We start from the raw sequence: 15,364 nt of genomic DNA, 5'->3' as shown, positions 1-15,364 counted from the left end.
AGATATCTTGGCGAAAAAATGCCGTCAGGTGAGTTTTTAGCTTGGGTAGCTGAAGTGGATAGTCAAATTGTTGCCACTAGCGGCTTGGTATTTTTTCAACGACCCCCTTACAACGGCAATCTCTCAGGCTTAGAAGCCTACCTTATGAACGTTTATACAATTCCGATGTGGCGAGGACAAGGAATTGCAACAGCATTGTTAAAGGAAATTATTAACTTTGTGAGAGCAACTTAGGCAAAACGCCTCTGGCTTCACACTACTGAGGATGGTAAACGTATCTATGAGAAGCTTAGTTTTGTATCGACTTCAAAAGAAATGGAAATTATCTACTACTGGGTTTAATTATCAATAATTTTTTATTTTAAAATACAAAATATATTTACGGTCAAGCAATATCAATCAATTACTTGATAATTAATTTCAATAAGATTATATTGTTTATGAAGTAAAAATCTAGATAACATTTCTTCTGTCTCAGTAAATCTCACTGAAGACTGATGTTTTAATTTGTATAAATAGCTATTTGTATTTATGTCAAGGTCTAGAAACAAAAGTATAAAAAATGTTGCTTTTCTAAAAAAATTTGTTATATTAGTTTACATAAGGCAATAAACCTTAAAAATTAAGTTTGGAGTCCTAACCATGACAAATGCAAGCACAACAAAAGTCACTACTCCCGTAATTGAAGATCGCAATGCTTGGCGCTGGGGCTTTACCCCACAAGCAGAAGTTTGGAACGGTCGCTTGGCAATGATTGGCTTTTCAGCAGCCGTTTTAGTTGAGGTTTTCTCTGGTCAAGGCTTCCTACATTTTTGGGGCATCCTATAAGTTTTAATATCCAAGATGACCTATAAATAAAAAAACCTGGAGTGCTAATTCACTACCAGGTTTTTTATTTTTTTGTCATTTGTCATTAGTCATTTGTTTATTCACTAATGACTAATAACTATTAACTACCGAATATATTCCTTAAGAACGCTGTTACGATTTGGGTGGCGTAATTTGCGGAGTGCTTTCGCCTCAATTTGACGAATCCGTTCGCGGGTGACGTTGAAAATCTGTCCGATTTCCTCAAGGGTTTTCATCCGACCATCATCCAAGCCGTAACGCAGTCTGAGAACATCACGTTCGCGTGGACTGAGACTGTCGAGGACTTTTTCAAGGTCTTCGCGCAGAAGATTTTTGGAAACTTGGTCTTCTGGTGTCTCACCATCGGATTCAATAAAATCGCCCAATCGAGAATCTTCTTCTTTACCAATAGGCGTTTCTAATGAAATTGGTAACTGGGCAGATTTCGCAATGAACCGCAACTTCTCAATGGTCATTTCCATGCGAGTAGCGATTTCTTCTTCAGTGGGTTTGCGACCCATCTCTTGAGATAGTAACTTGGTAGTTTTCTTAATCCGAGAAATGGTTTCGTAAAGGTGAACTGGAAGACGAATTGTGCGGGATTGATCTGCGATCGCGCGGGTAATTGCTTGACGAATCCACCATGTAGCGTATGTAGAAAACTTATAACCTTTTTCGTGGTCAAACTTTTCAGCGGCACGAATCAAACCGAGACTGCCTTCCTGAATTAAGTCCTGGAACGACAAACCACGATTCATGTATTTCTTAGCAATTGAAACTACAAGACGGAGGTTAGATTGCACCATCTTGTCTTTCGCCCGACGACCAACATGGAGGCGATAACGAAAGGCTGGTAGTGGCAGTTGTACTGCTTCTGCCCATTCACTATCTCGAGGATCGCGATCTAATTGCTCGCAGAGTCTTTCGCGGACTCTCTCTAATTCCAGCAAATCGGCTATTTTCCGCGCCAATTCAATTTCTTCGTCTGCCCGCAACAGACGAATTCTACCAATTTCTTGCAAGTAAAGCCGAATTGAATCTTCGGTATAGTGCTTTTTCTTGCTTTGTGTCCGACGACGCGATTTAGCGGCTTTTCCAGACTTTGCGTCGTCCTCATCAGACTGAGGCTCTAAAAATTCCTCGTCACCTTCATCGATGATCAGCAAGTCCTCTTCATCGTCTATTAAGAGTTCTTCTAACTCGAGCTCAGGCTGATTCATTATTTCTAGGTCAGGCTGATATATGCTTTCGAGTACGTTGTTAGCCTGGTTCATGCCGCGTTCCTCATGCTCCTTGCAGAATCAATTACTCAAGATGTGTTTACGGCTCTTTTAAACGAGCCAATTGCCAACCGAAAATAAGTTTTTTGGCAGATTTGCCAGAGATATTTTCGGAAGTTTTACACCTCCGGTAGGAGGGTTTTTACTTTAGTTTAAGCAAATACTAAAGGTGACTTGCTCACTTTAGTAAATGTTATATGTGTTGCTATCACATATTGCTTTCAACTAACTGGTCAAAAAAAATACTTGCCTTTATCAAAAAAATTGCCACTCTATACAAATGAGTTCAGACTGTTGGCAGATTTTCGTATAAAGACTCTTCCGATTGTAGCCTGTTTCACAGAAATTGCACTCTTTTTGTGTATTAATCATGAATTCATTAAGTAACTTTTAGCTACTTTCACCAAAAAGACATTGAAAACGGGATTTGTACCCGGAAATTTTTTCTCCACTTTTCGGAATTGCAGTGACGCTCTTATTACATTAGGAAATAAGTACGCTTGCTCCTGCCGAATTTCATGTATTTTACACAACATTAATTACTGAGAAAGAGTGCATTTTATGTTAACTCAGACTATTCGTCTTAACCTACCCATTTTTACATTTCCTTCATAAATTAAGCATCCCTTAGACTAAAACGGGTCTTGTCCTTGGGTAAATACAACAACGGTGGTGGTGCTTGCCTGAAAGCAGTTAACCTTCTGCGTACTAACTACCTTAACTGAGGAGTTGAGGCGGTGGCAGAATCGACCAGATCGGAGATCAATTTAGGTTTACTAATTCGGTCTTATTCACACGTTAGCGCACTGTGGCGATTTCAGCCCTATGAAACTTGACAAACTTTTTTTATTGTATACAAGGATATTTTAATCAATTCAAAAACAATTTGTCCTGTGAACTTGCCAATATCGTCTTATCTTAGGCAAAAGTACATTAGATACATACGATACGATCGCGATCGCCACGGCACTACATGAAGATATTAACAAGTTTTCAGCCTTCTGGTGTGTATTTCCAACAGCTATTACCTCGAACACATAGAACCCAGCAGATTACCTGATGATTTAGTTACAAAGCTTTTTTGCGTAAATCAATTGTAAATTTCAATACTTTTATTTCGGTAAGTTTCTGTCATCTTATGATGAGAAATCCTCAAAATACTTATTAATTGCTGTTGGATAGATGATGTTCAGTTATTTTCTTAAAGCATAACAAATGCGTTCCTAGCTGGTGGTTCAAATTAATCAACGAGTCAGAGCAAAGAGTATTATCTGGACTAACTTTCCAATAAAGTTGGTAGTTTTGCTAACAATCGAGCATTGATTGCCTTTCAACTGAAGACTATGAACTTTGCTGAACTACCGTGGTTTTGGGGTTGTATTTAGACTTGCAGAGAAATCAGGTGGCAGAAGCACCTGGTCAACTACATGAACAATGCCGTTGCTAGCTGGGATATCTGGCTGACTCACCTTAGCGTTGTTGACTGTGATTGAGTTGCTAGCACGATCGACTGTGATTTTAACAGGACTACCCTCAACTGTTTTAACTTCTCCAGATGTCAATTGCTGGGAGGTAATTCCCCCAGGTATGACGTGGTAGGACAGAAGCTTGACTAATTGTTGTTTGTTTGCCGGTTGTAAGAGTTGGTCTAGAGTAGCTTTTGGTAAAGCAGAGAACGCAGCGTCAGTAGGTGCAAATACTGTATAAGGGCCTGGTGCAGCCAATTGTTCAGTTAATCCGGCAGCTTGCACTGCTTGGATAAGAGTTTTAAACTGTCCTTGACTAGCTGCTGACTTTGCCAATTCTGCTAAATTTTGGGTGGCAATAGTGGCAGTAGGAGTTGGTGTGACGGGCGGGACAGTTGTTGAAGGGACAGTTGCTGTAGGAGTTTCTGCAACAGGTTGAGCGCAGGCAGACAGAGCAACTAAGCTACCGATGCCAATAATATTGAACAATGTTCCTACTATGCCTTTGCTCGCTTTCATAGCTTTGTGTAGAATCCAGTTAAATAAGGAATTATTAATAATAGTTAATCAATTTGTGGATATAGTCACTTACTCTAACGACATAATTTGTAGTATCAAAAATGTTAATACAATAAGTTTATAAATTACATAGCTTGTCATCATCCAAAAGAGGTAGTTTTTACAGAAATTTTGGATATAAATTTTTTAGCAAAATCTGTTGCAGGAATGTCAAGTAATATTTCAAAGTTAAAGATCCCCGATTTCTCAAAGAAATCGGGGATCTTGTTTTTTACGAATGATTTAGGACTGCTGAGATTAGATATCTAGATCGGTGAAGTTGAGTTTAGAGCCATAGGTTTCGATGAATTCTCGTCTGGGTGCGACCCGATCGCCCATTAAAATTGTAAAGATGCGATCGGCTTCGGCGGCATCCTCAATTTCGACTTGTTTCATTTTACGAGTTTCTGGGTTCATGGTGGTATCCCAGAGTTGTTGTGGCATCATTTCACCCAAACCTTTGAAGCGTTGGATGGTGTAGTTGGCGTTAGCCGGAAATTTGGCGATCGCTTGATTTTTTTCGCGATCGCTATAGCAATACTCATGATTACGTCCCCGTTCTACTTTAAACAGTGGGGGACAAGCAATATAAATAAAGCCTTGTTCGATGAGCGCTCGCTGATATCGATAGAAGAATGTTAACAACAAAGTACGGATGTGCGCTCCATCTACGTCAGCATCCGTCATAATGACTATACGGTGATAGCGCAGTTGAGTAGAATCGAATTCATCACCTTTAACACCTAAACCAAGTGCTGTAATTAACGATTGAACTTCGTTATTTTTATAGATTTTAGCGTCGTCGGTTTTTTCAATGTTAAGAATTTTACCACGTAGAGGCAAGATAGCTTGAGTGCGGCGATCGCGTCCTTGTTTTGCACTCCCACCTGCTGAATCCCCTTCCACAATGAATATCTCAGATTCGCTAGGGTCACGAGAACTACAATCTGCCAATTTACCAGGTAATGGCGAAGATTCTAGTACGGATTTGCGGCGAACTAATTCCCGCGCATGACGGGCTGCTTCTGCGGCCTTGAAAGCTTGGATAGCTTTATCTAAAATGGAGTCTGCGATCGCCGGGTGAAATTCTAGGTACTCGGTGAGGACTTCTCCCACCAAAGAATCGACAATTCCCCGCACTTCGGTGTTACCGAGTTTAGTCTTGGTTTGTCCTTCAAATTCTGGATCTGGGACTTTAACCGAAATTACCGCAGTCAAACCTTCACGGACGTGTTCGCCACTGAGGTTAGGTTCATTCTCTTTAATTTTATTGCGCTTGCGGGCGATCGCATTTAATGTCCGAGTTAGAACCGCCTTCAACCCTTCTAAGTGCGTACCACCATCCACTGTACGAATATTGTTGGCAAAACCTAGAACATTATCCGTGTAAGCATCAGTACACCACTGTAATGAAACTTCCACTTGTACGTTGTTCCGTTCGCCCTGCACATAGATAATTTCTTCATGCAGTGGTTGTTTCTCGCGGTTCATGTACGCGATATATTCTTTAATGCCACCCTTGTAATTGTAAGATTCTACTTTCGGTGTATCGCTTTTTAGTAGTTCTAGACGGTGGTCAGTAAAGGTAATTTTGACACCTGCATTCAGATACGCCAATTCCCGTAGGCGACCTGATAAAGTGATGTAATCAAACTCAATGCTAGTTGTAAAAATTTGGGTATCTGGCTTGAAGGTGACAGAAGTTCCAGTTCTAGCTTCTTTGTAAGCCTTGGTTTGCAGTTCACTAACAGGGATGCCGCGTTCATAGCGTTGGAGATGAACCTTTCTATCTCGCCAAACTGTAACTTCTACAACCTCAGACAGGGCATTAACAACAGAAATACCAACCCCGTGCAATCCTCCAGAAACTTTGTAACCACCGCCGCCAAACTTACCACCGGCGTGCAGTACCGTCATTACGGTTTCCAAAGCCGATTTCCCGGTGCGCGAGTGAGTATCGACGGGAATACCGCGACCATCATCTGTTACAGTCACCGAACCATCAGCGTTGATATCCACCTCTATATGAGTGCAATGACCCGCCAAAGCCTCATCGATTGAATTGTCCACCACCTCGTAAACTAAATGGTGGAGTCCTCGCGGCCCAGTGGTACCGATGTACATTCCTGGTCTTTTGCGGACGGCTTCCAGACCTTCCAGAACTTGAATCTGATCGGCACTGTAACTGCTCGTCATGTAAACTCTCCTGATGCGTGGGGTTAAAATCGCCTAAAGGCAAATAAAAGTAAAAACACTCCAAAATTGTAACACAAAAGCCTTGCTGGCGTCTGTAGGGCATTTTCAAGAGAAGTTTATACTGGGGTTGCACTACCGTGCAAGAGGGGGCAGAGGAGCAGAGGGGCAGGGGAGCAGGGGAAGCAGGGGGAGAAATCAATTCAAAATTCAAAAACTTCTGCCTTCTGCCTTTTCTTTACCAATGCCCCATAACTAATGACTAATGACTAATGACTAATGACTAATGACTAAATTAATTGTGATTTGTGGGGCGACAGCAACGGGGAAATCGGGTTTGGCTTTGGCTTTGGCAGGGCGGTTGGGTTCTGCAATTCTTAGTGCTGATTCTCGTCAAGTTTATCGTGAATTTGATATGGGAACGGCGAAACCAACTGTGGCTGAACAAAAATTTGTGCCGCACTATCTAATAGATATCTGCGATCCAACAGACATGATGACAGTAGCAGACTACCAGGAACAAACACAAGCTTTAATTGCTTCTGTTGGTGTTACACCACTTTTTCTAGTTGGTGGCACTGGTTTATACATCCGTTCTATTGTTCGAGGGATGAAAATTCCGAGAGTTGCACCACAAACGGAATTGCGATCGCAGCTTGAATCTCTGGGACAATCACAACTCTACGCAATTTTACAACAAGTCGACCCGATTGCCGCACAAAAGATTCATGGTAACGATTCAGTGCGGACTTTACGAGCATTAGAGGTATTTTACGTGACTGGGCATCCAATTTCGGAACAGCAAGGGGAGAATCCACCGAACTATCCAATTTTGCAAATTGGCTTAGATTGCGATGTTGAAAGGTTGGCTGCTCGTATTCAACAGCGTACTGAACAGATGATAGCAAATGGTTTGGTCGCTGAAGTGGAGTATCTTTGTCAAAAATATGGCGCTGATTTGTCTTTGTTGAATACTTTGGGCTATCAAGAAATTAAACAATATTTGGCTAGGGATATTTCCTTAGATGAAGCAAAAGAATTAACAATTTTGCATACGCGACAATTTGCCAAACGACAACGCACTTGGTTTCGAGCATATCCACAAATCGAATGGTTTGATGCGGATGAGCCTGATTTATTAGAGAAGGTTTGGCTGCGTATAAATGAGTTTATAAGTTGCACAAGTTCGTGATAATTTTTTGCTCATGTAAAGACGTAAAAAACTTAACTTTGCGTCTTTACATCCAGTCTTCTAGAGAGTATCAGGATCTACACCCATAGCCCGTAATCTATCTGCTAGGATTTGGGCGCGTTGTCGTTCCTGTTCGGCGCGTTCATCTCCAGTAGATAAAACATTCTCATCTTGGTAACACCAGCGTAACCAATGATCCTGTCTGCCTTCAAATTCACCTTCCCATAGAGTTACACCTAAACCAACTTGTTCTAACCAAATTTCTGAAGTTTCAAAGTAGCGTGTTCCTCTAAGTTCATAAATGCGTAGTACTTTTTCTCCTAATTGCTGATTTGGATCAAATAGGATTCCTATATCATTACTCAAGCCAACCTTGATTGGCGATAAGTATGGTTATGTTAACCATCGAGGACAGTTTATTATCCCACCCTATTTTGATATGGCTCGTGACTTTTATCAAGGATTAGCAGCAGTTAATCTTGGTGGTCAGGTAAGTTTATTTTTTGGCGTTATGGGTGGTAAGTGGGGTTATATCAACAAGAGAGGGGAATGGGCTATCATGCCAAAGTTTGATGAAGCTGGCAGTTTTTCTAATGGTGTTGCAAGGGTCAAAGTTGGTGGGCGGGAGTACTATATCAACGATACAGGGGAATCTATTCTTTAGTTAGTTGTATTATAAGCTCTACTTAAATATTGCCACAGTTCCCTTACCTCACCTTAGTCCGTAGCTTCAACAAACTAAATGCCAGTTATATGATGCTTCTACATTCACCTATTGAAATTATTACTGAAGATGAATGCGATCGCAATCTCAGCCTATCGAATCTGTGTTTTTACTCCCACACCCTTTGAACTGGGTATATATCAAAGACAGCATCTATACTTAACAAAGGCATCTTTTCAACTATTGCCTGAGCGATTAAAATTCGGTCAAAAGGATCGCGGTGATGACTTGGCAAAGCTTCTAAAGTATAGACATGAGTCAATTCAATAGGTAATATTTGTAGATTATTAACTCGCTGTTGAGTTTCGATGAAATTAGGAAGCGACGAGCTTAAATTTAGCTTACCAAGCTGAGATTTTATTTGTAATTCCCAAACACTAGCCATGCTAACTACCCAAAAATTGTTAGTATCAATTAATAAATTTCTAACTTTCTGGGATAGTTTTTCTGGGTTTCCTGCTGACCAAATAATTACATGAGTGTCTAATAACAGTTTCATCCCTCACTTTCACCTAACCAAAATTCATCAGGTAAAGGTTCATTAAAATCATCACTTATCCAAATCTTACCTTGGTTTAAACCTAGTATCCGTTTCTGAGGTGATTGTTGGGGTTGAGCATATTTTTGTGCTAAAAATTCAACAAAATCTAACACCTGTTGTTGCTGTTCGGGTGCTAGGGTTTGCAGCTTTGCAATTAATTTTGAGGTGGAATCTAAAACTTGGTAAGTCATTTCACACTCTCCTGTTAAATGTCTTACTCTATGTTAATCTAGCCCCACAATTAACAGAATATCTGAATTCTACCATCATTCAACGTACTCCTTAAGAGACATTGCACCTTCCGTACTTAAATTCTGCGATCGCACTTACGCACTTTTGACTGCTATTCTTGCAACAATAGTAATTACAGCTATACTAACCAGCCTCCAACATCTACCTTGAACTTTAAAATACTATGCTTACCCAAGATAAAAAACAACGCAACTGGAAACCCATTCTCAAAGCATTCGAGGCTGCCCTTGGCAAAAATGGTGTGGTGCAACGTCGCGAAGAACTCATTACCTATGAATGCGATGGTTTAACTGGTTATCGCCAACGTCCGGCTGTGGTGGTATTACCCAGAACTACAGAACAAGTTGCCCAGGTGGTGAAGATATGCAACCAATATTCTATACCCTTCATCGCACGCGGTTCTGGCACTGGTCTATCTGGCGGCGCTTTACCAGTGGAAGATTCTGTTTTAATTGTCACTTCGTTAATGCGGCAAATCCTCAGCATTGATTTAGAAAATCAACGGACAGTTGTACAACCAGGGGTGATTAATAGTTGGGTAACACAAGCTGTTAGTGGTGCTGGATTTTACTACGCTCCTGACCCTTCTAGTCAAATTATCTGCTCTATTGGGGGCAACATTGCCGAAAATTCTGGTGGCGTACATTGTCTTAAATACGGCGTGACTACTAACCACGTTTTAGGATTAAAAATTGTCACGCCAGAAGGGGATATTATCGATTTAGGCGGACAAATCCCAGAAATGCCTGGTTATGATTTAACAGGTGTTTTTGTTGGTTCTGAAGGTACTTTAGGGATTGCTACAGAAATTACTTTGCGAATTCTTAAAAGTGCAGAATCAATTTGTGTGCTTTTGGCAGATTTTACCAGTATTGAAGCTGCCGGGGCAACTGTTTCTGACATCATTAGCGCCGGGATTATTCCTGGTGGTATGGAAATGATGGATAACTTCAGTATCAATGCAGTTGAAGATGTTGTCGCAACTAATTGTTATCCCCGCGATGCTACTGCTATTTTACTAATAGAAATTGACGGTTTAGAAGTGGAAGTTGCAGGAAATAAGCAGCGAGTTACCGAAATTTGTAAAAAGAATGGTGCGCGTAATGTCACTTCTGCTACTGACCCAGAAACCCGATTGAAATTATGGAAAGGACGCAAAGCTGCTTTTGCTGCTGCTGGACATTTAAGCCCAGATTATTATGTGCAAGATGGGGTAATTCCCCGGACTCAGTTGCCTTATGTTTTACATGAGATTGAGGCATTAAGTAAACAATACGGTTATCGGGTTGCTAATGTATTTCATGCTGGCGATGGCAATCTTCATCCGCTAATTCTTTATGATAATTCTGTGTCTGGTGCATTAGAGCAAGTAGAAGAAATGGGTGGAAAAATTCTTAAACTTTGTGTTCAAGTCGGTGGTAGTATTTCTGGTGAACATGGCATTGGAGCAGAGAAAAGGTGCTATATGCCACAGATGTTTAGCCAAGTTGATTTAGAAACTATGCAATGGGTACGGCAAGTTTTTAATCCTAAAGGGTTAGCAAATCCTGAAAAGATATTCCCCACACCACGGACTTGTGGTGAAGCAGCAAATGCATCGGCACTCAAGCAATTTGAAGGTGTGGAAAGATTTTAAGAAGAAAGAATTCAGGAGTCAGAATTCAGGAGTTTGGAGTCATAAGTTATTAGGTTTGGGTATCGTTAAGTATATTCATAACCAAAACTGGCTCCGTATTATTTCAACTATTCTGACTCCTTACTTCTGAATTCTGAATCATCATTTCTTTACATCATCCGGAGGATTACAACTTTATTTTGTAGTTATATATATTCCGATCGCACTAGGTCACGCTTACAAATGAATCGGGTTGCTCGCCGTTGTGTTGCTTACTTGCTGTGTTTGGGATTAGTAGTCGCTTTAACAGGTTTTTTACCCTCTTCACTGCCAGTTTATTCCCAAAAAACCAGTCCTTTAACTACAGAAATTCGCGGCGTTTGGCTTACTAATGTTGCTAGTGGTGTACTATTTGTCCCTTGGGGTATTAACCGTGCCATAAATCAATTATCGACTCTCAACTTTAATACGATTTATCCTGTAGTTTGGAACCGAGGACATACTTTTTATAAGAGTACTGTAGCCAAAATAACTACAGGTTCAGAAACTCAACCTTTGCTGAACTTCATGCACGGTGGACAGGATGTTTTAGCAAAAATAGTAACACTTGCTAAAAATAAAGATTTGAGAGTCATTCCCTGGTTTGAATACGGGTTCATGACGCCGCATTATTCACAATTAGCAAGGCGTTATCCTGACTGGTTGACAATTGGACAAGAAGGTATTAACTCTATTCAAGATGCCCCACCAGAAGAAATCGACAATCTTTTAATCACTAAACAAGCTTGGTTGAATCCCTTACATCCACAAGTACAAGAGTTTATCCAAGGGTTAATTTTAGAAGTAGTCAGGGATTATGATGTGGATGGTATTCAACTTGATGACCATTTTGGGATGCCTGTACAGTTCGGCTACGATCGCTTCACTATAGAACTCTACCAGCAAGAACATCAAGGCAAAAGTCCCCCTACTGACCCTTTTAACCCAGAATGGATGCGGTGGCGGGCAGATAAAATTACCGATTTCATGGCAGAAATCTATCAAGCTGTGAAGGCAGTTAAGCCCAAAATCAAAATATCTCTGTCTCCCAACTATCAAGCTTTTGCTTATAAATACTATTTGCAAGATTGGGAAAATTGGATAAAAAAAGGTTTAGTTCATGAGTTGATTTTGCAGGTGTATCGAAATGATAAAAAGTCTTTTATCGCTCAACTAGAACTTCCATCGATAAAATTGGCTCAAAGTCTAATTCCTGTAGGTATTGGGATATCAACAGGAACGGTAGGTAATCCGGTGAAAATGGCACAAGTTAGAGAACAGGTTCAGGTAGTGCGCGATCGCAATTTTGATGGTATCTCCTTTTTCTACTGGGAGAGTCTGTGGGGTTACATCGTACCAGAATCACCCCAACAGCGACGCAAAGGTTTTTTTGAGATGTTTAATGCAAAAACTGTCAGACTATTACAAACAAAGAAACCTTGATGCCATTCGCGCCTGAAAATACTAGATTTGGCTTTACATTGCTGTGGACTTTAGCTACTTTTGGCGGATTTTTATTGAGTTTACTCTTTATTGAAGTCGGCGAAAAGCCAGATATTGGGGTGGTAGAGGCGGCTATTGGCGGATTTGCGATCGCACTTCCTCAAGGTTGTCTTCTCAAACAACCTATATTTTGTATCAGGTGGATTTTGTCAAGTCTGTTGGGTTGGAGTATTATCACTGCGATCGGTATTGGTGCTGTGGGTTGGATTGTACCTAGCACTCAGATTCTTCCCCTGAGAATTTTGTCAGGGGCGGTTTATGGGGCATTTGGCGGCTTGGGGATTGGATTAGCACAATGGTTAGCAATTCCCCAGGCTGTAGCATGGCGATGGATATTCGTCTCTGCGGCAAGTTGGGCGGTTGCTGTCCCCGTGGGTTCTGCTGTCGGGACGATCTGGCGCTACTTAACCCAGTTATTTTTAGGTGAAGTCATCGGATTAGGCATCACTTGGCTGCTAGTTGGTATCCTCACGGGAATCAATGCTCACAAATTGCGATTATTATAAGTTGCCACAGACGCGAGCGATCGCATTTTTATTAAGAATTATAAAATTAATTGCTCTATACTTAAGTTTGCACTTAGATATATGCAACAATCTTGAAAAACCGTTAAAAAATTTCACTAAGTTTGCCCTAACCTGCAAATGTATTTTCACCTTCAAAAAGCAGGATTTTGTTAAGCTGACTCCTATTAGCTTTCCTAGATTTCTGACAAGAAGTAGAGAAAGATCAAAATTTCGATGAGCAACAGCTGACAATACTTTGCTATAGGCGCTAAAGTGCATCTACTACAAGCTTAACGACAAGAGAGCGCCTAGAAGAGTCAGTAATACAAGAGTGGGACTCTCGCATGAATATAAATCCAGTGGAATCAACTATGGAGTTGACAAAATTATCGCCACCTCAAATTCTTTTCGGCACAGAAGTAGATGAAAAAAGTAGTAGCGAACAGTTTCTACTCAGCATGTATGATTCTGTACAGGCATCAATATTTGTAGTTGATGTTTTGGAGGATGGAGATTTTCAATATGTGGCTCTTAATCCCACTCATGAACGGTGGATAGGGATTCGCTCAGACGATCTCCGGGGCAAAAAACCAGAGGACATTCTCTCTGCTATTGATGCTGCAAAGGTGCGTCAACATTACGTGGACTGCGTGCAATTTGGCACAACTATTTCTTACGAACAATGTTTGCAATTCCAAGGAGTTCCTACTTGGTGGAGTACGACTCTCACCCCACTAAAGGATGCTAACTCCAAGGTTTATCGATTGATTGGTACTAGTAGCAATATTACCTCTGTGAAGCAAGCAGAGCAAGTAGTTGGACTCCAGGTTGAACGAGAGCAACTGCTAGAAGCGATCGCTGGACGGATTCACCAATCTGTAGAATTAGAGACAATTCTGCATCAGACTACAATTGAACTGCGGCAGTTTTTGAATTGCGATCGCGTGTTGATTTATCGTTTCGAGGCTGATGGTAGTGGAGTAATCATTGCCGAATCAACAGTAGCTGCTAGCGATCCCCTATTGGGCAAAAACATCACCGATCCCTGCTTCAGTGGCAAACATCCAGAACACTACGGACAAGGTTGCATTCAAGTTGTCGAAGATATTTATGCAGCCGGATTGCATCCTTGCCATATAGATTTCCTGACATCTTTGCAGATAAGAGCCAATCTCGTCGTGCCGATTTTCCAAGAGCAAGATATGTGGGGGCTATTGATTGCCCAGCATTGCCGTGAATCGCGTCAATGGCAGGAAACGGAAACTGACTTGCTCAAGCAGTTGGCAACTCAAATCGGCATTGCAGTCCAACAGGCAGAACTGCATCAGCAACTCCAGGATCTCAAAGCCAAGATGGAGTTACAGAAGCAGAAGCACATCAATCAGTTGCAGCAGGTGCGGAACTTTGAAGCCTTGGTGCGACGCATGACAGAACAAATCCGCGACAGTCTGGATCAAACTCAGGTATTGCAGACACTTACTCAGGAATTAGCAAAGTTACTAAACCTTGAGCGTTGCCAAATTGAACTCTACAGTACCTGTCAAACTCTAGTTACTATTGCTTACGAATACAGTATTGATTTGCCCCAGTGTCAAGGATTAACCAAACAGATTGCAGACCATCTTGAACTTTATCAGCCGCTGTTGCAAAAACAACCATTGCAATTTTTGGAAATTGTACCGGGATGGGAACCAAAGTTGCTAGTTATGTCCCAGATGGCTTGTCCAATTTTCGATCCTCAAGGGATTTTGGGAAATGTTTGGTTGACAAGACCATCACAAGAGGCTTTTGACGAATTTGAAATTGAGCTAATGCAGCAGGTAGCAAATGAATGTGCGATCGCCATTCGTCAAGCCCAGCTTTACAAACAAAACCAAGCACAGGTAAACGAACTAGAAAAAAGCGATCGGCTCAAAAACCAATTTCTCAGAACCCTATCCCAAGAACTGCGGACACCAATAACCAGCATCAGCCTTGCAGTCCAAACTCTCGAAAGTGTCCTCACACCAGCAGAAATATCAGAGATAGAAATAGTGCCGCAACTCTTGCAGATTCTGCATAACGAGTGTGGGCGAGAAAGCAAGTTAATTAATGACCTACTCACACTCACATATCTCGAAGCGGAACCCGATCCCCCAACCTTGATTGCCATTGATTTTCAAAGCTGGCTTCACCCGATTATCGAGTCTTTTCGAGACCTCACCAACTGCCAGCGACAGCAGTTAAACCTGACTGTAGATCGGGCGCTGCCGCCTTTGGAGACAGATATCACTGATTTGGAGCGGATTGTCACCGAACTGCTTAACCATGCCTGCAAATACACCCCAGCCGGGGAAGCGATCGCAGTCTCTGCTCAGTTGATCGGGGATGCAGTCGAGCTTAATATTACCAATTCGGGAATAGAGCTTACCAGCAATGAACTCTCGCGTATTTTTGAACCTTTCTATCACCTTTCCAAACACGATCCTTGGAAACATAGCGGCACGGGGCTGGAATTGGCATTAGTGCAGAAAATGGTCAGACATTTAGGCGGCTCAATTTATGTAGAAAGTGCAGCAGGCCAAACCACCTTCACCGTCAAATTCCCCTTTTAATTCGTTTTTTGGGTGCGGTACTAGCTAAATTCTCAAAGTTGTGCTATAGTTG

The 15,364-nt window shown here is 41.4% G+C and carries 13 protein-coding genes and 1 pseudogene; 8 read left to right on the top strand and 6 right to left on the bottom strand.

All coding sequences use genetic code 11. The features are described 5' to 3' along the window. The first annotated feature begins 18 nt into the window (after window positions 1-18). Together V7K84_RS30870 and V7K84_RS30865 are read left to right on the top strand one after the other, a co-directional pair. Complete coding sequence (locus tag V7K84_RS30870; RefSeq protein WP_334843879.1) at window positions 19-234, top strand: GNAT family N-acetyltransferase; 216 nt, start codon at window positions 19-21, stop codon at window positions 232-234. 408 nt (window positions 235-642) lie between these two features. Next, window positions 643-828: a chlorophyll a/b-binding protein gene (locus V7K84_RS30865; RefSeq protein WP_334702754.1), complete on the top strand. Its 186-nt coding sequence runs from the start codon at window positions 643-645 to the stop codon at window positions 826-828. 125 nt (window positions 829-953) lie between these two features. On the opposite strand, the gene rpoD is transcribed toward V7K84_RS30865, so the two are convergent. The 3 genes from rpoD to gyrB all read right to left on the bottom strand — a co-directional run bounded on the left by rpoD (window position 954) and on the right by gyrB (window position 6,349). Beyond that, window positions 954-2,123: an RNA polymerase sigma factor RpoD gene (rpoD, locus tag V7K84_RS30860; RefSeq protein WP_094353188.1), complete on the bottom strand. Its 1,170-nt coding sequence runs from the start codon at window positions 2,121-2,123 to the stop codon at window positions 954-956. 1,364 nt (window positions 2,124-3,487) lie between these two features. Further along, on the bottom strand, window positions 3,488-4,114 hold the full coding sequence (locus V7K84_RS30855) for a fasciclin domain-containing protein (protein ID WP_334843878.1): 627 nt from the start codon (window positions 4,112-4,114) through the stop codon (window positions 3,488-3,490). Window positions 4,115-4,411: 297 nt separating this feature from the next. Further along, entirely contained in the window at window positions 4,412-6,349 is a 1,938-nt protein-coding gene (gene gyrB, locus V7K84_RS30850; RefSeq protein WP_334843876.1) for a DNA topoisomerase (ATP-hydrolyzing) subunit B, read from the bottom strand. Between the two features lie 283 nt (window positions 6,350-6,632). Here gyrB and miaA point away from each other — a divergent pair, with 283 nt between their 5' ends. Then, window positions 6,633-7,538, top strand: coding sequence for a tRNA (adenosine(37)-N6)-dimethylallyltransferase MiaA (gene miaA / locus V7K84_RS30845; protein ID WP_334843874.1), 906 nt, complete (start codon window positions 6,633-6,635; stop codon window positions 7,536-7,538). A 60-nt stretch (window positions 7,539-7,598) separates the two neighbouring features. Here miaA and V7K84_RS30840 read toward each other — a convergent pair. Next, a pseudogene (locus V7K84_RS30840) lies at window positions 7,599-7,886 on the bottom strand (Uma2 family endonuclease); the annotation flags it as partial. A gap of 25 nt (window positions 7,887-7,911) precedes the next feature. Here V7K84_RS30840 and V7K84_RS30835 point away from each other — a divergent pair. Beyond that, a complete protein-coding gene (locus V7K84_RS30835) occupies window positions 7,912-8,202 on the top strand; it encodes a WG repeat-containing protein (RefSeq protein WP_334843873.1) in 291 nt (96 codons plus the stop codon). 169 nt (window positions 8,203-8,371) lie between these two features. On the opposite strand, the gene V7K84_RS30830 is transcribed toward V7K84_RS30835, so the two are convergent. Continuing rightward, complete coding sequence (locus V7K84_RS30830; protein WP_334843871.1) at window positions 8,372-8,761, bottom strand: type II toxin-antitoxin system VapC family toxin; 390 nt, start codon at window positions 8,759-8,761, stop codon at window positions 8,372-8,374. Next, a complete protein-coding gene (gene vapB / locus V7K84_RS30825) occupies window positions 8,758-8,994 on the bottom strand; it encodes a type II toxin-antitoxin system VapB family antitoxin (protein ID WP_334843869.1) in 237 nt (78 codons plus the stop codon). Before vapB ends, V7K84_RS30830 begins: the two co-directional genes overlap by 4 nt. Before the next feature lie 224 nt (window positions 8,995-9,218). On the opposite strand from vapB, the gene glcD reads away from it, so the two are divergent. The 4 genes from glcD (at window position 9,219) to V7K84_RS30805 (ending at window position 15,312) form a co-directional block, all read left to right on the top strand. Then, window positions 9,219-10,691, top strand: coding sequence for a glycolate oxidase subunit GlcD (gene glcD, locus V7K84_RS30820; protein ID WP_334843868.1), 1,473 nt, complete (start codon window positions 9,219-9,221; stop codon window positions 10,689-10,691). 222 nt (window positions 10,692-10,913) lie between these two features. Beyond that, window positions 10,914-12,152: a glycoside hydrolase family 10 protein gene (locus V7K84_RS30815; protein WP_334843867.1), complete on the top strand. Its 1,239-nt coding sequence runs from the start codon at window positions 10,914-10,916 to the stop codon at window positions 12,150-12,152. Further along, window positions 12,152-12,718: a hypothetical protein gene (locus tag V7K84_RS30810; protein WP_334843865.1), complete on the top strand. Its 567-nt coding sequence runs from the start codon at window positions 12,152-12,154 to the stop codon at window positions 12,716-12,718. Before V7K84_RS30815 ends, V7K84_RS30810 begins: the two co-directional genes overlap by 1 nt. A gap of 344 nt (window positions 12,719-13,062) precedes the next feature. Beyond that, window positions 13,063-15,312 carry a GAF domain-containing protein gene (locus V7K84_RS30805; protein ID WP_334843862.1) on the top strand — a complete coding sequence of 750 codons (2,250 nt, stop codon included), beginning with the start codon at window positions 13,063-13,065 and terminating at the stop codon, window positions 15,310-15,312. Window positions 15,313-15,364 lie beyond the last annotated feature (52 nt).

This window comes from Nostoc sp., from assembly GCF_036917315.1.
Lineage (GTDB): Bacteria > Cyanobacteriota > Cyanobacteriia > Cyanobacteriales > Nostocaceae > Nostoc.
Note: the sequence above shows the minus strand (reverse complement) of the source record. Positions and strands in the feature narration are given on the sequence as shown.

Excerpts from the sequence above, each read along its gene's own strand:
- V7K84_RS30815 (WP_334843867.1), top strand. The coding sequence starts at position 10,914 with ATGAATCGGGTTGCTCGCCGTTGTGTTGCTTACTTGCTGTGTTTGGGA.
- vapB (WP_334843869.1), bottom strand. The coding sequence starts at position 8,994 with ATGACTTACCAAGTTTTAGATTCCACCTCAAAATTAATTGCAAAGCTG.
- gyrB (WP_334843876.1), bottom strand. The coding sequence starts at position 6,349 with ATGACGAGCAGTTACAGTGCCGATCAGATTCAAGTTCTGGAAGGTCTG.
- glcD (WP_334843868.1), top strand. The coding sequence starts at position 9,219 with ATGCTTACCCAAGATAAAAAACAACGCAACTGGAAACCCATTCTCAAA.
- V7K84_RS30870 (WP_334843879.1), top strand. The coding sequence starts at position 19 with ATGCCGTCAGGTGAGTTTTTAGCTTGGGTAGCTGAAGTGGATAGTCAA.
- miaA (WP_334843874.1), top strand. The coding sequence starts at position 6,633 with ATGACTAAATTAATTGTGATTTGTGGGGCGACAGCAACGGGGAAATCG.
- V7K84_RS30865 (WP_334702754.1), top strand. The coding sequence starts at position 643 with ATGACAAATGCAAGCACAACAAAAGTCACTACTCCCGTAATTGAAGAT.
- rpoD (WP_094353188.1), bottom strand. The coding sequence starts at position 2,123 with ATGAACCAGGCTAACAACGTACTCGAAAGCATATATCAGCCTGACCTA.
- V7K84_RS30830 (WP_334843871.1), bottom strand. The coding sequence starts at position 8,761 with ATGAAACTGTTATTAGACACTCATGTAATTATTTGGTCAGCAGGAAAC.
- V7K84_RS30805 (WP_334843862.1), top strand. The coding sequence starts at position 13,063 with ATGAATATAAATCCAGTGGAATCAACTATGGAGTTGACAAAATTATCG.
- V7K84_RS30855 (WP_334843878.1), bottom strand. The coding sequence starts at position 4,114 with ATGAAAGCGAGCAAAGGCATAGTAGGAACATTGTTCAATATTATTGGC.
- V7K84_RS30810 (WP_334843865.1), top strand. The coding sequence starts at position 12,152 with ATGCCATTCGCGCCTGAAAATACTAGATTTGGCTTTACATTGCTGTGG.